This window comes from Flavobacterium sp. ARAG 55.4 (assembly GCF_051846875.1).
In the GTDB taxonomy this organism is placed as follows: domain Bacteria; phylum Bacteroidota; class Bacteroidia; order Flavobacteriales; family Flavobacteriaceae; genus Flavobacterium; species Flavobacterium plantiphilum.
Genome location: NZ_JBPYCT010000016.1, coordinates 1 through 21,891, shown reverse-complemented (window position 1 = coordinate 21,891; position 21,891 = coordinate 1). Strand labels below are relative to the sequence as shown.

The window sequence follows — 21,891 nt, the reverse complement described above, 5'->3', positions numbered from 1 at the left end:
ACGAATACACTTTAAATTATGGCTGAATGGACTGAAAGAGCTGAATTGTTATTTAGAAAAGAAGGATTAGAAAAACTGCAAAATGCCCATGTACTTGTAGTAGGTTTGGGTGGTGTAGGTTCTTTTGCAGCAGAATTTCTTGCAAGAGCAGGAGTAGGAAAAATGACAATTGTAGATGGTGATGTGGTGGATATAACTAATATTAACAGACAATTACCGGCATTGCATTCTACCGTGGGGCAGCCCAAAATTACCGTTGTAGGTGATAGATTGATGGATATTAACCCGGAATTAAAATTAACCCGTGTACAGGAATTTCTTTCTCCGGAACGTGCTTTCGAAATTGTCGATTCTCAATTTGATTACGTTTTGGATTGTATTGACAGCATTACGCCTAAAATTAATCTGATTGTTGCTGCTAAACGCAAAAGAGTGAAAATCATTTCCAGTATGGGAGCAGGAGGAAAGATGGAAGCTTCAAAAGTAAAAGTAGCCGACATTGGAAAAACCATCAACTGTTATTTTTCAAAAGCAATTAGAAAGCGACTGAAAAAGATGAAAATAAATAAATTGAAAGTAGTTTTTTCTTCAGAAATTCAGGATGAAGGCAGTTTAAAATTAACGGATGGTTCTAACTTTAAAAAATCGTTTTACGGTACCAATAGTTATATGCCGGGATTATTTGGTTTATACGCTGCCGAAACGGTGATTCGTTATATTATTAAAAAAGAGTAAAAAAAGATACTAAGAATCTTAGCAACTAAAAAAAACAAAATGATACAAACAGTAATTTTTGACATGGACGGAGTAATCGTAGATACGGAACCCGTACATCGTTATTCCTATTATAAACAATTTGAAGAACTAAATATTGAAGTAAGCGAAGAATTATACACTTCTTTTACAGGGAATTCTACCCGGAATACTTTTCAAAAAATAAAAGATATTTTTAATTTAGATCAGGAAGTTGAAGATTTGATTCAAAGAAAACGCAGCATTTTTAATGATGCTTTTGATACTAAAAAAGATTTAGAATTACTGGATGGTGTTCGAAATTTAATAGTTGAGCTGTATCAAAATAAAGTACAGTTAATTTTAGCTTCTTCGGCATCCAAAGTTACTATTGAACGTGTCTTTGACCGCTTTGAATTACACCAGTATTTTACACATAAAGTAAGCGGGGAAGACTTTCCACAATCAAAACCACATCCGGCAATTTTTGAGCATGCTGCCAGTTTATCCGTTGCACCAAAAGAGGAATGTGTTGTAATAGAAGACAGCACAAATGGACTTATAGCTTCAAAAGCGGCAGGGATTTTGTGTATAGGATACAACAGTGCGCATTCAAAGAATCAGGATTTATCAATTGCAGACCATGTGATAAATCATTTTGATGAATTGAATTATGTTTTAATTAAAGATATGGATTCTAAATTATGCAATTATTAACAGCATAATACAGAAGAAATTGTAAATTTAAATGCTTAAAAAATATTCAGATTATGAAAAAAATAGTTATTATTTTATCACTTATTATATCTCATTTTGCCGTTGAAGCTCAGGTCAGAATTCCTGAGACAAGTCCAAAAGCTATTGTAAAGCAGGTTGTAGGTCTGACTGATGTTGAAATTGTGTATTCCCGTCCATCTGCAAGAGGAAGAGCTGTTTATGGAAATTTAGTACCTTTTGGTCAGTTGTGGAGAACGGGCGCCAATGATAATTCTACAATTTCTTTTAGTGATGATGTTGTCATTAATGGTAAAACGCTGAAAAAAGGAAAATATGCTTTGTATACCATTCCGAATATCCAAAGTTGGGAAGTTGTGTTTTATACAAAGACTGATAACTGGGGAACCCCAAAAGAGTTTGACGAATCTAAAGTGGCATTGAAAACAACCGTAAAGGAAGAAGCTTTACCAAAACCGGTAGAAACTTTTACATTAGCAATTAATAACTTAGAGAGTAGTGCAGCTACTTTAGATATTTCATGGGAGAACTCTTATGTGTCTTTAAAATTTGAAGTTCCTACAAAGAAATTAGCTATAGCCAGTATCGAAAAAACATTAGCCGGACCAGCACCGGAAGAATTTTATACTGCTGCTCAATATTACTATCAGTCCAATAGTGATATCGATAAAGGAAGAGAATATATTGACAAAGCTGTAGAAATGTCTAAAAATGTTCCGTTTTACTACTTGAGATTAAAATCTTTAATTCAGGCGAAACAAGGAGATAAAAAAGGCGCAATAGAAACAGCCAAATGGTCTATTTCTGCCTCGGAAGCAGCCGGAAATAAAGAATATGTAGAGATGAATAAAGCCAGTATTGAAGAATGGAGCAGATAAAAAATCTGTTTTTGTATAAATTTAAAAATCCGTTTGCATTTCTTATGCAAACGGATTTTTTTTACTCTAATGTTTTTACTTTCTTAAATATAGTGACTTCTAATAGCGAAGACAGTAAAATAGTCATCATTGCTCCAATAAAATTCAGCCATAGATAACCCAGTTTTTCTTCGCCACTAGGATAGATGAAAATGGCGAAATAGTAAATAATCAAAATAGTCAACTGAGTAATAAATGCACTATAGAAAATGGCTTTGGCTTTGACAAACTTAAAATAAAAGCCTACCAGAAATATTCCTAAAACAGTACCGTAAAAGATAGAGCCGATAATGTTTACCAATTGGATTAAATTTTCAAAAAGCGTGCCTATACAAGCAAAAAGGATAGCTATAATTCCCCAAAAAAGAGTAAAGAATTTAGTAGCATTCAAATAATGTTTTTCGGTTTTCGGCTCTTTTAAATTTCGCTTGTAAATATCGATAGCTGTTGTAGAAGCAAGGGCATTAAGTCCGGAAGCGGTAGAAGACATCGCTGCAGAAATAATTACAGCCAGCAATAGCCCGATTAATCCTTTTGGTAAATAATGGAGAATAAAATGGAAGAATACATAATCTTTATCGTTTGTTTCACTGCCACTATCTGCCTGATGGATGAGTTCTTTAGCGTGATCTCTTAAGTCTTTTTCTTTGGTCGAAATGGCAACTAATTCTTTTCTCAGGATAGGATTGTCATAATCCTGATTCAATTGATCGATGTATAAAAGATTGATTACCTTTTTGTCTTCGGAAAGGGTTTCCAAATCTTTTTCTAAAGTGTGGTATTCCTCTTTGTATTGCGATTTTTCAACGGTTATTTTATTGTTAGGATTAAAATTTAAAGGCACAGGATTGAATTGGAAGAAAACGAAAACCATAACTCCTGTTAGTAAAATAAAAAACTGCATAGGGACTTTTAATAAACCATTCATGATTAATCCCATTTGACTTTCCCGTACTGATTTTCCGGATAAGTACCTTCCTACCTGTGACTGATCAGTTCCAAAATAGGCCAGCGCTAAAAAAAAACCACCGGTGATTCCACTCCAAAAAGTATATTTTTCTTCCGGGTCAGTAGAAAAATCTACAATATTCATTTTGCCATTTGCCCCGGCAATGTGTAAGGCATTACTAAAAGTCATGTCATTGGGTAAGAAACGAAGAATAAGAAAGAAAGTGATAAACATTCCGGACATAATCACAAACATCTGCTGTTTTTGAGTTACATTTACCGCTTTAGTTCCTCCGGTAACAGTGTAAATAATTACCAGAATCCCTATTACAATATTCATATAAGTCAGATTCCAACCCAGTAATGCCGACAAAATAATGGCGGGAGCATAAATAGTTAATCCTGTTCCCAAACCTCTTTGAAATAAAAAAAGAATCGCCGCCAGCGAACGTGTTTTTATGTCAAAACGTTTTTCTAAATATTCATAAGCGGTAAAAACTTTGTATTTATGGTAGATAGGGATGAAAGTCAGACAAATTACAATCATTGCTATAGGCAGTCCAAAATAAAATTGAACAAAACCCATTCCGTCATGATAAGCCTGACCCGGTGTAGAAAGAAACGTAATAGCACTTGCCTGTGTAGCCATAACCGAAAGTCCTACCATATGCCAGGGGGTTTCATTGCTTCCCAGTATGAAATCCTCTACATTTTTGCTTCCTTTAGTTTTCCAGGCACCATAAATTACAATAAATAATAAGGTGATAACAAGTACAATCCAGTCGAATAATTGCATGGCTTTAAGAGTATAATTTCATTATTAAGTAAAAAAACAGAATATAAATAGCGTTTGCAATTAATACCCAGGTATAATTTGTTTTCCAGTTTTTTTCTTTTTTTAATCCCATTTTATTGTTTTAGATTGATTCAAAATATATAGTTATTCTCGCTTCTTATTCTGGTGTTTCTGTTATGTCTTCATTTGTTTTTAATGAAATCATATTAGCCAGCAGACGGTACGCACCTGAAACTCCCATTGGTAGCTCTCTGAACAAACTTAAACCAGTATAAATATAGTGTCCTTTTCCATAGTTGGCTATTAATAAAGCTCCCTTTTTGTCGGTCTCTCCTTGGTCATGCGAAGACAATATAGGAGTAAAAGCAGCATCAAATTCATTGGGATAATACAAACCCTGCTCCTGAGTCCAGCCTTGAAAATCTTTTGCTGTTATTTTATTGGGATAATTCAGAACAGGATGATCTGGTACTAAAAATTGGATAGCTGCATTCTCATCCGTAACTCTGTCATTAGAAATAGATAGGGGATAGGGGGCTATATTGCCAGGTATATTTTTATCAGGTGTATTGTATTGTACGATTAGAGTTTTTCCTTTTTTTACAAATTCAAGTAATAAATGTTGTCTGTTTTTTATCGAAGGAAGTACATTGTAAGTCCGGATTCCGGTAATAATGACATCAAAATTATTTAAATTTCTGGAGTTAATATCATCAATGCTTAACAATGTAACGGAGTATCCCATTTGACTAAGACATTTTGCAACGTCATCACCGGCACCCATTATGTATCCAATTCGTTCATTATTGATTTTTAAATCCAGTTTTTTAAATTTAGATTCAGCTGTCAATAAAACCTGCTGTTTTGAGATGTGATCATAATCAATGATGATTTGTTCCTGATCCATTTTTTTAGAATCAAGAATAACAACACTTTGGGCTATGATTTCGGAAGGGATTTCCGGAGGTGTAACATCAAAATGAAAGGTTTTTTCAAAGCCTTTTTTTTCCAGATTAAAAGAAAAAGACTGGGGTTCCACATTCCAGTCCGGAGCTGCTTCTAATTGAACATTTCCATCAATATTATCTTTTCCGGCTTTTATATGAACTGCTATTTTTTTTGTTTTTCCATCATTAAAAAATGAAACCTGATCTGCAATACGGGTACTTACTTCCGGAATGATATCAAGATAATTGTACATTTCGCCTTTAACTTTATCATTATATTTATAAACAACAGTACGTTCAACGGGAATCCTGATTTCGTTTATTTTTAAAGTAAAAAGTAATTTTACTTCTCTGATGATATCAGGAATGCCAATGTTTTTTTGTTCGGAAACCTGATACATTCCTGTTGTTCCTTTTTCTTTCAGCCAGTAAGGCTGTGTGTATTCAATATTTTCAGGAACTTCTAAATCGATATAGAAGTTTTCTAAATCATTATTATACAGGATCTTATTTAGAATAGTGTTTTTCTGAAAGGGTAATGTGGTAATACTACTCAGTTCTATTGGAGTAGTACTTCTGTTAATGGCTTCGATTTTTACTTTAACAGTGCTTCCGGGAGTTGTTTGCTGTACATTAGAAACTGCTTCAAGGTACAATCCGGAACAGGCAGTAATAATGTTTGTTATTTCAGTCAGTTTTATTGGCTTCCAGTGATTGTCATCTAAATTATAAATCAGTGTATAAACCTTAACCAAATCAGGAACGGAAGCGGCAGGTTCTGAAAAATTGAAACCAGCTTCAATTTTATCCAGTAATTCGCCAATTTCTTTTCCGTTTTTCACACGATTCCAACTGGTATCAATACCGTCAAAAAGATTCGTTTTATCGTTTACTTTTTTCCCTTTAATAAGTTCTAAATATTCCGGTTCTTTTCCTCTGGAGCCTGTACTTCCAAAACCCTGTGATCTATGGCTGCTTCTGCTTAATGCAGCAATTTCCTGATTTGATTTTCCTAATCCTGCATAGTAAACTCCTGTTTCAATAGCCATAAAATTAGATTTATCGGCGGCATCAAATTTTTCCTGATTGCCATAAAACCAAACGGAAGGATTGAAAAAAAGACGCTTGGCCTGCCATGGACCATAATACTTTAACTGATCAGGAAAATTTTTAGGATTGTTGCTGAGATCAAAACTCTCTACACTCAAAATTGCTGATGCCGTATGATGTCCATGTGTTGTTCCCGGTGAGCGGTGGTCAAAACGGTTGATGATGACATCAGGGCGAAATTTTCGGATAGTCCAGACTACATCCGCCAATACTTTTTCTCTGTCCCAGATTCCAAATGTTTCATCAGGATTTTTTGAAAAACCAAAATCATTGGCACGGGAGAAAAACTGTTCTCCACCATCAGTTTTTCGCGCTTCGATGAGCTCCTGAGTTCTAATTACACCCAGTAATTCTCTTAATTCAGAACCAATTAAGTTCTGGCCTCCATCACCACGGGTTAGCGACAAATAGGCGGTTCTTGCTTTTTTTTCATTTGACAAATAGGAAATAAGCCGGGTATTTTCATCGTCAGGATGTGCAGCAATATACAGCACACTTCCCAGAAAATTTAATTTTTGGATTTGGTTGTAAATTTCGACAGCATTCCATTTTTGCGGTTTTTGTGCTGATGAAAATTGAAATATAAAAAAGGATATAAAAATAAATAGCTGCTTGTTATTGAGCATTTTGGTTCGATTTTATTGCAATAAGTTCAAATGTAGTAATTATTTTTATGGAATGAAATGCCTTTTGTACATAAATAAATACAAAGTAAAAAGGCGAATTCCATTAGAAATTCGCCTTTTTTATATACAGAACTTTAGTGTTTTCTATGTCCGTGATTATTGTTTTTATAATGTTTGCTGTTTGATTTACGGTTATCAGCGTAGTAATGATTCTTACTGTAACGGCGTCCATCAGTATATCTGGTATTATAATGTTTTACTTTGTGATTAGTGAAATGCGAATAAGGACGGATTCCGTGGTATCCTCTTAAAGCAACTCTGTGTGCACGACTTAAATCATAATTTCTGTAAGCTACAGGAACATATCTTGTACGTACCCAGTTTCCCCGGTTTAAATAAACGTACATTGAAGCGTTTACATCATAGTAAGACTGAATCTCTGGGATGTAATAATAATCAATACCCACATGATTGTGAGGAACCCAAGCTGGTCTAACTACTACTGGTGTGCCTACATTTACATTAATGGAAACTTGTGCCTGAGATGTACTTGCGGCAAATAAAAACATAGCTGCTGTAATTAATTTTAATGTTTTCATGATTTCTATATTTTAAAGTTATTTTGGGGTTTATATTTTTTTTCTTCTGTTTAACTAAATCCAATTAGCGTGCCAAAAGCTGTTTTGTTAACTTTTTATTAACTCTTTTGCGGCTTAAAAAAAAGGAATACTTCTGATTTTAAATATTGCTTCTAAACGGTTGTGATAGGTAATATGCTTTCTTTAGGTCAGGGAAAATCAGGGAAAGTACTCTTTATTTAAAAAAATGTTATTTATCGTTTAATTTTAAATTTCAGGTCAATGTTAGCTTGTATTAACTTATTTTTAATATTTGGGAATTATAAAAAAAAAGAAACGCAAATCGCGTTTCTTTAGTATTTAGATGTTTGAAAAAATTAATGTTTTCCGTTACCATTTCCTTTTCCATTCCCACGATTGGACTTGTGGTTTCCCGGATTGTGTTTATAGTCACGTTTATCATTGGTTTTATAACCAATTGTTTTTTGTGGTTTGCCTTTATATCCTTTGTAATATTTTGTTTTATGAGTTTGATAATAAACATAAGGAGATTTTCCATGATAATCATGCAGTACAACTTTGTAACCATTGTATAAGTCATAATTACGATATTGTTTAGGCAGGTTTCTTGAACGTATCCATTTTCCATTTCCAAAATAAATAAACTGAGAAAGGCGAATGTCATAATAACTTTGGATATCAGGAAGATAGTAATAATCAATATTTGAATATCCGGCTGGTCCCCAGGCAGGTGGCGTACCTATGTTTACATTTACGGATACCTGAGCCTGAGTTGTTGTTGTAGCTGTTAATAATACAATAGCTGCAACTAATAATTTTAATGTTCTCATGATTTCTATTCTTTTAATGTGTTTTTAAAATTCGCTGTTATTTGTCCAAAGCCAATTATTGTGCCAAAAAAAGAATTTAAAATTTAATTGTTTCTAAAAAAAATCGGCTCATTAAAAAAAAATGAGCCGATTTTTTAAGCTATTTTATTGATTTTTAAAGTAATAAAATCAATAAAAGAATAATTATAATAATTGCACCCACAGACAAATAAATACCATGTCCCGTAGCTTTTAAATTTTTCTTAATGGTTTTAACTTCGGTGCGCAGCTCTTTTTTTTCAGAAGAAGATAAGTCTGATTTATCCATTTCTTTGATTTCTTCGAGTCGGTTAAGCATTGTCTGGACTTCGGCAGGAATTTCTTTAGGAGTTTCTGTTGGATTTTTTTCTGCCGCATAAGTGCCCGTTGGCAGCACTACTAATGATAGTATCATGACCATCAAATAAAAGCTTAGTTTTTTCATACGTAAAAAGGTTTAATTTAAAATCAGATTCTTTGTATAAATATACTTAATATTTTTTAGAAAGCATGGAATAATTTTTATTTAAATGGAATAATTTCAGGCTGCTCTAATTCAAAATTCTGGAATCCAAAATCTGTAGTTTCAAAAGCATTCGTTTTAAAAATACTATTGCCCTGAAACGGAATTTTTGGATAATAAGACAAGGAAAGCTGAAAGGAACTAAAGACTAAATAATCATTGCTAATAAGAATTCCAATTCCAATTTTAGAATAGGTCTGATTCTTTTGCATTGGATTGTTTTTATTGCCTATCATTGCTAAACTGTAGTTGATGTAAGGATTGAGTCTGAAACCCCATATTTCTCTGGGAGCATACGATTGAGTCTGGAGCGTTAACAGCATTTTCTGCGTACCGTATACCGGACTATTGAATCCCTGAATTCCATAACTTTCATTAATTGTTAGTAAATCACCTAAGCTATTTTGTCGGTTGACACCGATGATTACCTGAGGTTTTATAAATTGCCTGATTTTCCATTTGCCAATTTCTAAAAGATTGGTAAAATAATTGGCCTGAAACGCTATAGTGGTTTGTTCAGTTTTGGATTTTTCAAAATAACTGCCTATTTCAAAATTTGTACTTAAAAAACCCCATGAATGGTAGTTTCCAAAAGAAATCTGTGCCCCCAGATACCTTCGCCACTGCTTGTTTTTATATTGATAACCACCGGTTATACCGTAAATCCGTCCTACAGGTATATCTTCTATCTGCCCATTTTTAAAAATATAACGATCCTGTATAAATTGACGGGTATTAATTCCTATTCCGCTAAGCAGTAGTTTTTCAGAGGTATAAAAATTAATGGGGTCTAAGGCTGCTGATGGATCAATAGTGTAATCTGTGTTTGAAAACCGGGCACTTACAATCAAATTTGTCGTTCGGTCAGTAACCGAATCGGCTTTAAAGATGTTAAAAGCTTTTCCTGCCCATACATTTTGATTATTATATTTAAAATCCTGAGAAATATAACTGTTATTGATATCCTGAATACTGTCTTTTAAATAATTTTGGCTAATTGAAATTCCGCCTGCCCATTTTGTCAGAGGAGAGTAAAAAGGGCGTTCTATGATAATTCCTTTAGAATAGTAATTTTCAAAATCATTATTGTATTTTATTTCTGTACTTACAAAGGAGTTTTTGATATTGGGTATGAGGTAACTCACATTATTAGCATCTTTTTTGTCTCCGGTACGATGTGAATAATAATAATCTAACTGATGCCCTATACCAAAAAAATTGCGTTCCTTGAGCCCAATTTTCATTTTTGAACTTGAAACAGAAAACCGGGGAATTGAACTCCAGGAATCTAAAACCCGTACGTAGACATCTACGGAATCTGATTGTGGTGTAGCTAATTTTTCAGTAATTTTTACTCTGTTTATAAATTTCTGACTTCTTAATAAACGTTCTGATTCCTCAATTTCCAGTAAATTGTAAGCATCATTTTTAGAAAAAAGTAAGATGTTTTTAATGGCGATTTGTTTTGATTTTAAATGCAGAAAATTTCCTGTTTTTTCCCAATAATTAGGAGTTTTTGTAGAGTCAATTTCTGAATATCCAAAAGGATCTAATGTAACAATGTGTATGTTTCGTATAATTTTACCCTCGACATTTAAATGTTTGGAAGCAACTGTTTTTTCTTTTGCTTTTTTAGATTTTGTAGGTTTAAATACTAAGCGATGGAAGAATTTAGCAGTTTTATTTTTAGGCTGTACTAAAATAGCAGGAAGCTTTATACTGTCTTTATGCTTTGTTTTATTTTGCGAATGCAAAACCTGAAAACAAAAGAACAGTATACAAACAGCTGTTATCTTAGAATAGATGGACATGAAAAAATCGATTTATAGATTTTAATAAATAAAATTCTTTTATAAAGTTATTATAAAATAGCAAAAATGTGATTTTTTTTACAATTAATCCATGAATTCTTTGTCTTCATAATGATTATTAATTATTGAAATGCCTTTTTGAAACAATAGATTATTAGGGTAAATCACCTGTTCTCCTTCCTCTGTGTTTAAAACAATGTGAAAAGCTGTAATATCTTCTATTTCGCCTACAATTGGGAAATCTTTATCATGAATTCTGATGCTGTCACCTATTTTAAAGGGAAAAGAAAAAAACAAAATAACTCCTGAAGTAATATTACTCAGTATCGACCATTGTGCTACCATAGCAACACCTACAACTGTAGCAGCACCTGAAACGGCTAGAACTAAATCTTTAGCCTGTACTCCCCAAATTATAATTAACGCAATAAATGATAAAATATTGATTAATAAATGAAGGTATTTAATAACCAGATTAGTACGGTACTCAATTTTGTGTGATCTTTTGGCATAACTATGTACCACTTTTGTCGAAATCACACGCAATATCATGAGTACAATAAGCACTATACCACTTATAATTATTTCGTTTGTATAATCTTTAAAAAAAGTCATTTTTTGTGTTTTAAGCTAAATTATTCAAATATTGGTACACTTTATCCACTGGAAGCCCAATAACATTGGCATAAGAACCTTCAATTTTTGAGACTCCGATAAATCCAATCCATTCCTGAATTCCATAAGCTCCCGCTTTGTCAAAAGGTTTATAATTTTCAATGTAATAATGGATGGCTTCGTCACTCAATTCGTTAAAAGTAACTTTAGTAATTTCAAACAGCACTTCAGTTTTTAGTTTGCTTTTAAAACAAACAGAAGTAATTACTTCATGAGTAGCATTAGACAAGGATTTTAAAATAGCAAAAGCATCCTGAGCATCTTTTGGTTTTCCCAATGCTTTTTGATTGTGCCAGACTAAGGTGTCGCTGGTTACCAGAATTTCATTGCTGTTTAATTCTCCCTCAAAAGCAGTTGCTTTTAATTCGGCTAGATAATTAGTGATTTCTTCTCTTCTTAGTTCCGGCGGAAAGACTTCTTCAATTTCTTTTAAGCGGATTTCAAAATCCAAATCCAAGTCTTTAAAAAACTGCTGTCTTCTGGGAGATCCCGAAGCTAATATGATTTTGTGATTTTTTAATTTATTTCGAAGCATTCCATTTAATATTTAAAGTGATAATTAATACAGATACAATTCCGAAAAAAAGGATCCATTTCAGGACTTTACTCAAATGAATAAATTCCGTTTTTGATTGTGCAGTTGCTATTTTAATACTAAAATAAAGCATTGGACCTAAAATAAAAAGCAAGCTGTAAATAACGGCAGTAATCAGATTATTCACAATCAGATAGGTGTTCATGTAATTCAGTAAACACAGTATTGGGATGATACTTAAAACACAAACTAGTTCTGATGTTTTTTTTATTCCTAAATAAATAGCTAATGTATTCATTCCCTGCTTGTAATCTCCATCAAAATCTTCTAAATCCTTTACAATTTCGCGCAGCAGATTAATCATAAAAGCAAAAATAGCATAGTCTAAAAGAATGGAAAACAGGTTTGCCATAATTTGCTGATTGCTCAAATCAGTTGCCGGAAAAACGTCAAAAACACCAATAATAAGAACACTTACGGACAACAATAAAGCAATAATAATATTGCCTATGAGGAGCATTTGTTTCAAACTCGTAGCATAGATGTAAAGGGTTGCGGCAACTAAAACAAAAATAGCAGCAAAATTAGGACGCAAAATCACATTAGACAAATAAAATCCTATCGCTACTCCGCTTATATTTAAAAGAGCATATATATTATAAGCCCTATTTTCAGAAATGCTTTTGCCTACAATGACTTTATTAGGTTTGTTTACAATATCGGTTTGCTGATCGAAAATATCATTGATTACATAACCCGCTGCAGCAATAAGCACCGTACTCAAAACTAACAAACCGTATTGCCAATCAGTTAGTGCCAAACCGATATTTTGTAGTTTCAAAAATCCATACCTGAAAATAAGCTGCATTAAAGCGAGCATCAAAAGGTTTTTGTATCGAATGAGTTTTAGAAAGTTCATTTATCTGGATGATGGGTTATGAGTTTACGGAAACTGCTTGGTAGATTCTGCTTCTGAATTAATCAATCATACTTGGCATCAAAACTTTTCATCCACTTTCCCTGTACTTTCATTACTTGTTCTATGACATCTCTTACAGCGCCTTTTCCGCCTTTCTTATGCGAAATGTATTTGCTAATGCTTTTAATTTCAGGACAGGCATCCTGAGGACAAGTTGGTAAAGCTACTAATTTCATCACATGATAATCAGGAATGTCATCACCCATGTATAAAATTTGTTCCTGTTTAATTTGATGGATATCAATATATTCATCAAAAGTTTCTACCTTGTCAGGTGTTCCCAGATGAATATTGGTAATTCCCAAGTTACGCAAACGCACTCTTACACCTTCGTTACTTCCTCCCGAAATTACACAAACATTATAACCGTTTTCTACAGCTGTTTTCAGCGCATAGCCATCGCGGATATTCATGGTTCTTGACATTTCGCCATCATTGTTTACAAATACAGAACCATCGGTAAGTACGCCATCAACATCAAAAATAAAGGTAGTGATGTCGTTCATTATTTCTTTATAACTTTTTGCCATTATGCTGAATCGATTGTGTTAGAGTTTTATATAGTTTTAATTGATTTTCATTGTTTATTAAAAAAGCCTCGTGAGCGGCAATTGTTTTTTCATCATTGCGGACCGCCGGACCGGTTTGTGCTTCATTAGGCAAAATAGTCATTACTTTATCTGCCGTTTCCTGTATCAAAGGCTTTAAAATGTCAAACGGAATTTGGTTTTCAATGCAAATTTCGTTTCCAATAGCGTAGAGGTGATTGGTAAAATTATTGACAAAAACAGCTGCTACATGCAAGGCTTTTCTTTGTTCTGAATTGATTGCATATACTTTATCTGAAATCAGTCTGGCTACTTTGTTTAATACCTGATAATCGAAAGTATTTTCTGCTTCAAGGCAAATAGGAATGTTTCTGAAACTGATGGTTTTTCCTTTGGTGAAAGTTTGCAAAGGATAAAATACCCCTCTTCGGTTATTACTATTTAACTGTGTCACAGGAACGCTCCCTGAAGTATGCACGACCAGACGATTCCTGAATGGAAGCTGGGTAGAAACATTTTCAATTGCGTCATCAGAAACTGCAATAATGTATAAATCAGCTTCGAGTAAATTATTGAATTCGGTAACTATTTTTTGTGGACTAAGCAACTGAGAGAGATTTTCTTTTTTTCGGGAGAATACCTGTATCAACGCAACATCATTACTCAGTTCTTCAACATGCAGAAAGGTAGTAATAAGATGTTGTGCCACATTTCCGGAGCCAATAATACTTATTTTAATCATAACGCAAAATTAACAAAAAAACTCATTTTTAAGGATAATATAAATAGAGAATTAAGCCGGATTGAATTCATGAAAGAGGAAATGATTACAATTCTTTTTGAACCATATCCCTTATTTTTGTGGCTTTTTCAAAATGATCGAGTTGATGTTTCATTATCCACCATTGGGCTACTTCCATCAAAAGAGCGGGATTGTCATTTTTGTTAGTAAAAAAAGCATAAAATGACAGACCAACATTTTCTCCCTTTTTTGCAATTTTTTCATTGCATACCGTAATTATTTTTTGACTTATTAAGGTGTTCATTGTATTTAATTTAGATTGATTTTTATGATTTAGAAAAAATATTCGGACGATGAGAATATTTAATCCAAATGTATATCTTTTTCTTTGGTCATGTATGTTTTTCTACTTACGCTGTTAAACAATCATAATTAAGACTTTTGTTGTAAAACCTTTAGAGCTACATTCGCAGGTATAGGGATTTTTTTGTACTTTTGCAGCAAATTTTATAAAAAATATTCATGTTAACAGTAAATAATTTATCAGTTCAGTTTGGCAAGCGAATTTTATTCGACGAAGTAAATACCACTTTTACTCACGGTAATATCTATGGCGTTATTGGTGCTAATGGTGCTGGAAAATCAACTTTTCTAAAAATAATTTCCGGTGAAATGGATCCTACTTCGGGACACATACATCTTGAGCCTGGAAAACGTATGTCGGTTTTAAACCAAAATCACAACATGTTTGATGAGCATACGGTTTTAGAAACAGTATTGATGGGGAATAAAATATTGTATGCTGTTAAGAAAGAAATGGATGAATTGTATTCAGATTACAATGATAAAAATGCAGACAGAATAGGGGAATTGCAAGTGCAGTTTGAAGAAATGAATGGATGGAATGCCGATTCAGATGCTGCATCAATGTTATCTAATTTAGGGATTAATGAGGAGCATCATTACACATTAATGGCTGATATGGAAGCAAAAATGAAAGTTCGTGTGCTTTTGGCACAGGCACTTTTTGGAAATCCTGATGTGTTGATTATGGATGAGCCTACTAACGACCTGGATTTTGAAACGATTGCCTGGTTAGAGAATTTTTTAGCCAATTATGAAAATACAGTAATTGTGGTTTCTCACGACCGTCACTTTTTAGATGCAGTTTGTACACATATTTCGGATATTGATTTTGGAAAAATCAATCACTACTCCGGAAACTATACTTTTTGGTACGAGTCCAGTCAATTAGCGGCGAAACAAAGAGCACAACAAAATAAGAAAGCTGAAGAAAAGAAACAGGAACTGGAAGAATTTATTCGTCGTTTTTCTGCGAACGTTGCAAAATCTAAACAAGCTACTTCCCGTAAAAAAATGATTTCCAAATTAAATATTTCTGAAATCAAACCTTCCAGCCGTCGTTATCCAGCTATTATTTTTGATCAGGATCGTGAAGCCGGAGATCAGATTTTGAATATTGAAGGTTTAAGTGCTTCTGTTGATGGAGAATTATTATTTAAAGATGTTCACCTGAATATGGCTAAAGGAGATAAAATTGTGCTGTTTTCGAAAGATTCCCGTGCAACTACTGCTTTCTACGAAATTTTAAATGGAAAGCAGGATGCCGATTCAGGAACTTTTGAATGGGGAATTACCACAAATCAGGCTTATTTACCGGCAGAAAATCATGAATATTTTGAGAATGATTTGTCATTAGTAGACTGGCTGCGTCAATATGCAAAAACAGAAGAAGAGCGTGATGAGGTTTTTATCAGAGGGTTTTTAGGAAAAATGATTTTTTCAGGCGAAGAAGCTTTAAAAACAAGTCGTGTGTTATCAGGAGGAGAAAAAGTACGCTGTATGTTATCCAGAATGATGATGGAACGTGCTAATATTTTAATGCTGGACGAGCCTACTAATCACCTGGATCTGGAATCGATCACGGCTTTTAATAACTCATTGAAAAACTTTAAGGGGTCAGTTATTTTTACCACCCATGATCACGAGTTTGCACAAACCGTGGGTAACAGAGTAGTAGAATTAACACCAAACGGAGCTATTGACCGCTACATGACTTTTGATGAATATCTTGATGATGAAAAGATTCAGGAACAACGAAAAAAGATGTACAACTTGTAAAAGTTATATCTTATATAAAGATATCCCGTATTGTTTTTTTAGAACGATACGGGATTTTTTTTATGTTATTTTCGGAAAACTTTAGCGAAAATCCAAAGAATTATGGCAATTACAAATATCACAAGAAATATTCCGACTCCCATTCCGGCTTGAAAAATGTCTCCAATAAGTTCGCAACTTGTAAATGAAAATAGTATTACGAATACCATTAACAAACGGGTAATGTTACTTTGCATGATTTTGATGTTTTAATTAATTTCTATGAAGTAAAATTAGCTGGAAACCCTAAAAAAAAGTTTACAGAATTTTTGGGAAAAGTTCTAATATTTAAGGATTTGTATAATACCGATTGTTTATGCCGATTTATTTTAAGAAAAGCATTTGTATAAATTGACTCAAAGTTGGTATCAAACCTTCTTTTAATAAGAAATCATTAAGGGGAATTTGTATATTTGCACTACCCAACATAATATTTTACTATGACTCAAAAAGTTTTGCTCAATTCCAAAGAAGTCAATATCATTCTTCATCGTTTAGCCTGTCAGCTAATTGAAAAACACCTTGATTTTAGCGACACTATTTTAATTGGTATTCAGCCCAGAGGAACTTTTTTAGCAGAACGACTTAAAGAAGTATTAGAAAAAGAATATAAAACCCCTGAAATTAAACTAGGATATTTAGATATTACTTTTTTCAGAGATGATTTTCGAAGAACCGAAAAACCGCTTGAAGCTAATAAAACCAATATCAATTTTATTGTAGAAAATAAAAAAGTCATTTTTATTGATGATGTATTGTATACCGGAAGAAGTATCAGAGCTGCTTTAACAGCAGTTCAGTCTTTTGGAAGACCTTCAGAAATAGAATTACTGGTTTTAATTGACAGACGTTTTAGCCGTAATTTACCCATTCAGCCTGATTACAGAGGACGACAAGTAGATGCTATTAATAATGAAAAGGTAAAAGTGAGTTGGAAAGAAAATGATGGAGAGGATGCCGTTTATTTAGTTACTAATTAATAAGCAATTAAATTACTGAAGCCTCTATAATATAATAATAATCGTAAAAGAATGAAAGAGTTAAGCGTAAATCATTTATTAGGTATCAAATATATTAACAAGAATGATATAGACCTTATTTTTGAAACAGCCGATCATTTTAAAGAAGTCATTAATCGTCCTATTAAAAAAGTGCCTTCGTTACGAGATATTACCATTGCCAATATTTTTTTCGAAAACAGTACCAGAACCAAACTTTCATTTGAATTAGCTCAAAAAAGATTATCAGCCGATGTAATTAGTTTTTCGGCAGCTCAGTCTTCTGTTAAAAAAGGGGAAACGCTTATTGATACAGTAAATAATATTCTTTCGATGAAAGTGGATATGGTAGTGATGCGACATTCTAATCCGGGAGCTGCTCATTTTTTATCACAAAATGTAAAAGCAAGTATTGTAAATGCCGGTGATGGAGCTCATGAACATCCTACCCAGGCTTTGCTGGATAGTTATTCCATAAGAGAGAAACTGGGCGAGGTAGCAGGGAAAAAAGTGGTTATTGTGGGGGATATTCTACATTCAAGAGTGGCTTTGTCTAATATTTATGCTTTGCAAATGCAGGGAGCTGAAGTGAAAGTTTGTGGTCCTAAAACGTTGATCCCAAAATATATTGAATCATTAGGTGTTAAAGTTGAGTCTAATTTAAGAAAAGCTTTAGAGTGGTGTGATGTGGCTAATATGCTGCGTGTTCAAAATGAAAGAATGGATGTGAATTATTTTCCGTCAACCAGGGAATATGCGCAACAATACGGTGTTGACAAAACATTATTAGAATCATTGAATAAAGAAATTGTAATCATGCACCCGGGGCCTATAAACAGGGGAGTAGAGATTACATCTGAAGTAGCTGATTCCGGGCAATCAGTGATTTTAAATCAGGTTGAAAACGGAGTAGCAATCAGAATGGCTGTAATATATCTTTTGGCTTCAAAAATTAAGTAAGTCAAAAAATCTTAGTAACTTTAGATTTTGTAATCTTAAAAATAACATTATGAAAGTAGATCAAAAAGACCATACAATTACTATAAAAGATACGCAGGGTGATTTTACAGCTTTTTTGATGAAAGTTACACATCAATATAAAAGTTATGAAAAACATAATATTATTATTGATCTTTTAGGATACAAAGGAGCGTTAGAAGTAAGTGATTTAAAACTTCTTTTGCCATTATCTAAAAAACATAAAAAATCAAAAAAATCATTTATTGTTGTAGTATCTGATTTTGATTATAATGCTTTACCGGAAAAATTTACAGTTGTTCCATCCTTATTAGAAGCTCATGATATTATTGAGATGGAAGAAATAGAAAGAGACTTAGGATTTTAAATCGTTTAATTGTTTATTCGTTTAAAAGTTTAATCGAATGATATGCATAACGATTAGGCAACCCGTTAACTAAATAAACTTTGAAATTAACCATCCTTGGCTGTTATGCAGCAACTCCGCGTACTTTTACAAACCCTACTTCACAGGTACTTGAAATTAAAAATCGATGTTTCCTTATTGACTGTGGTGAAGGAACACAGGTACAATTGAGAAAAAACAAAATCAAATTTTCTAAAATTAACCAAATCTTCATTTCGCATTTGCATGGAGATCACTTTTATGGTCTAATCGGTTTGATATCTACTTTTTCTTTACTAAATCGCAATAATGATTTGTATATATACGGTCCGAAAGGAATAAAAGAAATTATCCTGCTTCAATTGCGATTGTCAAATTCATGGCCCAATTTTGGTCTCCACTTTTATGAATTAGAAAGTAAAGAAAGTAAACTTATTTATGAAGATGATAAAGTGCAGGTAAAAACCATTCCTTTAAAACATCGTATATATACCAATGGATTTCTGTTTGAAGAAAAACCAGATAAAAGAAAGTTAAATGTTGAGGCTGTTCGTGAATATCAGATTGAAAAATGTTATTTTCAGAATATAAAAAACGGAAAAGATATTGTTCTCGATGATGGAACAGTTATTTTAAACAGCCAACTTACTTTTGACCCCGAAAAGCCTAAGAGTTATGCTTTTTGTTCTGATACAGTCTATAATGAAGCTATTCTGCCTATTATTGAAGGAGTAGATGTTTTGTATCATGAAGCTACTTTTTTGCAGTCTGAAGAAAAATTAGCTGCTAAAACAATGCATACAACTGCCGTAGAAGCTGCTACAATTGCAAAAAAAGCTCAGGTGGGTAAACTTATTTTAGGGCATTACTCCACACGCTACAGTACTATTGATTTATTTAAAACAGAAGCAGAAACTATTTTTCCCAATGTCTTGTTAGCAGATGACGGCTTGAGTTTTGATTTATAATTTATAATAAAAAAATAATGGAAGATTTAAGTAATTACAGAAGATCTTATGAAAAAAGTGAATTATTAGAAACTAATATTCCGGAAGATCCGATTAATCTTTTTCATCGTTGGTTTCATGAAGTGGAAGATTTTGAAGGTCAGAGTACGTCAGGAACTGAGGTCAACGCTATGACAGTTTCGACATTTGGGCTGGATGGTTTCCCTAAAGCAAGAGTCGTGTTATTAAAAAAATACAACGAAGAAGGTTTTGTTTTTTATACCAATTATAATTCGGAAAAAGGAAGAGCTATTGAGAAAAATCCAAATGTATGTCTTTCTTTTTTCTGGCATACTGCCGAACGTCAGGTCATTATAAAAGGAATTGCAGAAAAAACTTCGGATATTATATCAGATAATTATTTTGATTCCAGACCAGAAGGAAGTAAACTGGGGGCTGTTGTTTCTAATCAGAGTCAAGTAATTCCCTCTCGTGAATTTTTAGAAAATAATTTAAAGGAATTAGAAATTATTTATGATAATAAAACTGTTGAAAGACCTAAGTATTGGGGAGGATATATTGTTCGTCCGGTAGAAGTTGAATTCTGGCAGGGGAGAGCCAATAGATTGCATGACAGAATCCGCTATTCGTTACAGGAGAATTATGTATGGAAAACAGAACGATTATCTCCTTGATGTAAGTAAATGCTTTGTTTTTATAAAAAACAATGCATTTCATCGATTTTTTTTGTAGTTTATCGATAAAGTGTCGTATGTTTGAGTAAATAATAAAAACAAAAACTAATACTTTAAAGAGTTTGCCCCCCAATCTACTTTAAACTTAAACTACTAGCTTATGAAAGTAAAATTACTCCCTTTGATGTTACTAAGTGCGGTGATGTTTACAATGAATTCCTGCTCTTCTGATTCTACAGAAACAACAGCTGATTTAACAACAGCTGTAATTGTAGAAAATTATGATTATAATGATGGAGAGTTAGAAACAATGAAGTTAATTAATGATTACAGGGTAAGTATAGGTTTAAATCCGTTACAGAAAATTAATCATATCTCATATAAATCTGAGGAGCATGATTATTACATGATAGATAATAAAGTGGTAAGTCATGATGGTTTTGTGGAACGTTCCAATAATATTATGAAATTGTTAGGTGCTACCACAGTTGGAGAGAATATTGCTTTTAATTATAATAGTGCACAGGCTGCATTAACAGCATGGTTAAACAGCCCGGCACATAAAAAAAATATAGAAGGTAACTATACACATTTCGGAATATCAATAAGACAGGATGCTGCTACAGGAAAAAAATATTACACTAATATTTTTGCAAGAATAGACTAATTGTTTTGGTTTTTTTTATAAAAAAAGAAAGATATTTGTCCCAAATCTATCTCTCTTAAATTAGAAAGAGTTTATAGTATTATATAAACTCTTTTTTTATTTTTTTTAAGTTTAAAAGTGAATCTATTTTTGGTTTAATTTATTATTTAATTTTGCTACAATAGTATTGGCTTTTTCGTTTTCACCAATAGCAAATAATGATTTTGCATATTGATCATAATATACCGGATCCAGATCAGTTGTCATGGCAAATAATTCGCCATACCATTTTGCTGCTTTAGGCATATTTAAATCACTATAAAACGCATTTCCCAGTTTCTGAAATAAATCAATTGATTTATATCCTTTTTCAGCAATTCTTTCATAAGTTTTGGTCACATTTACAAAAGCATATTTTTCTGCTGTTTTATCGACAGTAGGAACTTTTGAATTTTGGGAATAACCATTATAGCATAAAAAGCTTCCTATAATGAATAAAAAGACTGGGGTTACTTTCATTTATAAAATAATCTTAGTTGGTTTTTGATAAAAATAAGGCGATATATTTATGTAAATAAAAAAATATATGCTAAATTTAATAGAAATATGTATATGTTTAATAGTTTGAGGTCTTTTTTTTGATTAAGTATAGTATTTAATAATGTAGTTATAGTTTTTTGTAGCTTTTTTAGTTGGAAAAATAACCGTTTTTGAGCAGAAAAACCTCGAATAAATCTGTATTCGAGGTTTTTTTTACTCTTTTAAGAGTAGTTAATATTATAGAGCGGTAATAATAAATTCGCTTCTGCGATTCATTTGATGTTCTTCTTCCGTACATTTTACATTGTCAGCACATCTGTTTACCAGCTGACTCTCGCCATACCCTTTTCCGGTTAATCTGTCTGCTTTTACCCCGTTTTTAACTAGCCAGCTAATGGTCGATTTAGCTCTTCTGTCTGATAAAGCTTCGTTGTATTTATGAGAAGCACG

General features: G+C 32.7%; 24 protein-coding genes. 10 read left to right on the top strand and 14 right to left on the bottom strand.

What is annotated here, in order from left to right:
• Positions 1 to 18: 18 nt before the first annotated feature.
• From ACSV4D_RS16095 to ACSV4D_RS16085, 3 genes are read left to right on the top strand one after another with little or no spacing between them, the layout of a single operon-like run.
• Positions 19 to 735 (top strand): tRNA threonylcarbamoyladenosine dehydratase, encoded by a 717-nt coding sequence (locus ACSV4D_RS16095; protein WP_408082686.1) that lies wholly within the window; start codon positions 19 to 21, stop codon positions 733 to 735.
• 39 nt (positions 736 to 774) lie between these two features.
• Positions 775 to 1,449 (top strand): HAD family hydrolase, encoded by a 675-nt coding sequence (locus ACSV4D_RS16090; RefSeq protein ID WP_408082687.1) that lies wholly within the window; start codon positions 775 to 777, stop codon positions 1,447 to 1,449.
• A gap of 53 nt (positions 1,450 to 1,502) precedes the next feature.
• Positions 1,503 to 2,345, top strand: coding sequence for a DUF2911 domain-containing protein (locus ACSV4D_RS16085; RefSeq protein WP_439229066.1), 843 nt, complete (start codon positions 1,503 to 1,505; stop codon positions 2,343 to 2,345).
• A 61-nt stretch (positions 2,346 to 2,406) separates the two neighbouring features.
• Here the strand turns inward: ACSV4D_RS16085 and ACSV4D_RS16080 are convergent, their stop codons facing one another.
• The 12 genes from ACSV4D_RS16080 to ACSV4D_RS16025 all read right to left on the bottom strand — a co-directional run bounded on the left by ACSV4D_RS16080 (position 2,407) and on the right by ACSV4D_RS16025 (position 14,375).
• Positions 2,407 to 4,128, bottom strand: coding sequence for a sodium:solute symporter family transporter (locus tag ACSV4D_RS16080; protein ID WP_408082689.1), 1,722 nt, complete (start codon positions 4,126 to 4,128; stop codon positions 2,407 to 2,409).
• A 157-nt stretch (positions 4,129 to 4,285) separates the two neighbouring features.
• A complete protein-coding gene (locus ACSV4D_RS16075; protein ID WP_439229065.1) occupies positions 4,286 to 6,811 on the bottom strand; it encodes a PIG-L family deacetylase in 2,526 nt (841 codons plus the stop codon).
• A 134-nt stretch (positions 6,812 to 6,945) separates the two neighbouring features.
• Positions 6,946 to 7,410 (bottom strand): hypothetical protein, encoded by a 465-nt coding sequence (locus tag ACSV4D_RS16070; RefSeq protein ID WP_408082691.1) that lies wholly within the window; start codon positions 7,408 to 7,410, stop codon positions 6,946 to 6,948.
• Positions 7,411 to 7,766: 356 nt separating this feature from the next.
• Complete coding sequence (locus tag ACSV4D_RS16065; protein ID WP_439229064.1) at positions 7,767 to 8,240, bottom strand: hypothetical protein; 474 nt, start codon at positions 8,238 to 8,240, stop codon at positions 7,767 to 7,769.
• A gap of 154 nt (positions 8,241 to 8,394) precedes the next feature.
• A complete protein-coding gene (locus tag ACSV4D_RS16060) occupies positions 8,395 to 8,703 on the bottom strand; it encodes a hypothetical protein (RefSeq protein WP_439229063.1) in 309 nt (102 codons plus the stop codon).
• A 77-nt stretch (positions 8,704 to 8,780) separates the two neighbouring features.
• The gene (locus ACSV4D_RS16055; protein ID WP_439229062.1) at positions 8,781 to 10,592 is read right to left on the bottom strand and encodes a hypothetical protein; all 1,812 of its coding nucleotides are present in this window, start codon (positions 10,590 to 10,592) and stop codon (positions 8,781 to 8,783) included.
• A gap of 84 nt (positions 10,593 to 10,676) precedes the next feature.
• Positions 10,677 to 11,207 carry a mechanosensitive ion channel domain-containing protein gene (locus tag ACSV4D_RS16050; protein WP_439229061.1) on the bottom strand — a complete coding sequence of 177 codons (531 nt, stop codon included), beginning with the start codon at positions 11,205 to 11,207 and terminating at the stop codon, positions 10,677 to 10,679.
• 10 nt (positions 11,208 to 11,217) lie between these two features.
• Positions 11,218 to 11,802, bottom strand: coding sequence for a Maf-like protein (locus tag ACSV4D_RS16045; protein WP_439229060.1), 585 nt, complete (start codon positions 11,800 to 11,802; stop codon positions 11,218 to 11,220).
• The gene (locus tag ACSV4D_RS16040) at positions 11,789 to 12,721 is read right to left on the bottom strand and encodes a geranylgeranylglycerol-phosphate geranylgeranyltransferase (protein ID WP_439229059.1); all 933 of its coding nucleotides are present in this window, start codon (positions 12,719 to 12,721) and stop codon (positions 11,789 to 11,791) included. The genes ACSV4D_RS16045 and ACSV4D_RS16040 overlap by 14 nt, the downstream gene beginning before the upstream one ends.
• A gap of 62 nt (positions 12,722 to 12,783) precedes the next feature.
• A complete protein-coding gene (locus ACSV4D_RS16035; RefSeq protein WP_439229058.1) occupies positions 12,784 to 13,311 on the bottom strand; it encodes a KdsC family phosphatase in 528 nt (175 codons plus the stop codon).
• Complete coding sequence (locus ACSV4D_RS16030) at positions 13,295 to 14,071, bottom strand: Rossmann-like and DUF2520 domain-containing protein (protein WP_439229057.1); 777 nt, start codon at positions 14,069 to 14,071, stop codon at positions 13,295 to 13,297. The genes ACSV4D_RS16035 and ACSV4D_RS16030 overlap by 17 nt, the downstream gene beginning before the upstream one ends.
• Positions 14,072 to 14,156: 85 nt before the next feature.
• Positions 14,157 to 14,375 (bottom strand): DUF6500 family protein, encoded by a 219-nt coding sequence (locus ACSV4D_RS16025; RefSeq protein ID WP_439229056.1) that lies wholly within the window; start codon positions 14,373 to 14,375, stop codon positions 14,157 to 14,159.
• 218 nt (positions 14,376 to 14,593) lie between these two features.
• Between ACSV4D_RS16025 and ACSV4D_RS16020 the strand changes: the two genes are divergently transcribed.
• The 7 genes from ACSV4D_RS16020 to ACSV4D_RS15990 all read left to right on the top strand — a co-directional run bounded on the left by ACSV4D_RS16020 (position 14,594) and on the right by ACSV4D_RS15990 (position 20,922).
• Positions 14,594 to 16,213 (top strand): ABC-F family ATP-binding cassette domain-containing protein, encoded by a 1,620-nt coding sequence (locus ACSV4D_RS16020; protein WP_439229055.1) that lies wholly within the window; start codon positions 14,594 to 14,596, stop codon positions 16,211 to 16,213.
• Between the two features lie 479 nt (positions 16,214 to 16,692).
• On the top strand, positions 16,693 to 17,232 hold the full coding sequence (pyrR, locus tag ACSV4D_RS16015) for a bifunctional pyr operon transcriptional regulator/uracil phosphoribosyltransferase PyrR (protein WP_408082702.1): 540 nt from the start codon (positions 16,693 to 16,695) through the stop codon (positions 17,230 to 17,232).
• Between the two features lie 51 nt (positions 17,233 to 17,283).
• Positions 17,284 to 18,210: an aspartate carbamoyltransferase catalytic subunit gene (locus tag ACSV4D_RS16010; RefSeq protein ID WP_408082703.1), complete on the top strand. Its 927-nt coding sequence runs from the start codon at positions 17,284 to 17,286 to the stop codon at positions 18,208 to 18,210.
• A gap of 49 nt (positions 18,211 to 18,259) precedes the next feature.
• Positions 18,260 to 18,595 (top strand): ribonuclease Z, encoded by a 336-nt coding sequence (locus tag ACSV4D_RS16005; RefSeq protein ID WP_073244418.1) that lies wholly within the window; start codon positions 18,260 to 18,262, stop codon positions 18,593 to 18,595.
• Positions 18,596 to 18,675: 80 nt separating this feature from the next.
• Positions 18,676 to 19,581 carry a ribonuclease Z gene (locus ACSV4D_RS16000; RefSeq protein WP_439229054.1) on the top strand — a complete coding sequence of 302 codons (906 nt, stop codon included), beginning with the start codon at positions 18,676 to 18,678 and terminating at the stop codon, positions 19,579 to 19,581.
• A 17-nt stretch (positions 19,582 to 19,598) separates the two neighbouring features.
• Positions 19,599 to 20,255, top strand: a complete 657-nt coding sequence (pdxH, locus tag ACSV4D_RS15995; protein ID WP_439229053.1) for a pyridoxamine 5'-phosphate oxidase — start codon at positions 19,599 to 19,601, stop codon at positions 20,253 to 20,255.
• A 160-nt stretch (positions 20,256 to 20,415) separates the two neighbouring features.
• Positions 20,416 to 20,922 carry a CAP domain-containing protein gene (locus tag ACSV4D_RS15990; RefSeq protein ID WP_439229052.1) on the top strand — a complete coding sequence of 169 codons (507 nt, stop codon included), beginning with the start codon at positions 20,416 to 20,418 and terminating at the stop codon, positions 20,920 to 20,922.
• Positions 20,923 to 21,045: 123 nt separating this feature from the next.
• Here the strand turns inward: ACSV4D_RS15990 and ACSV4D_RS15985 are convergent, their stop codons facing one another.
• Entirely contained in the window at positions 21,046 to 21,420 is a 375-nt protein-coding gene (locus tag ACSV4D_RS15985) for a flagellar motor protein MotB (protein ID WP_439229051.1), read from the bottom strand.
• A 258-nt stretch (positions 21,421 to 21,678) separates the two neighbouring features.
• Positions 21,679 to 21,891, bottom strand: a 213-nt coding sequence (locus ACSV4D_RS15980; protein ID WP_439229050.1) for an OmpA family protein, incomplete at its 5' end; no start/stop codon positions are given.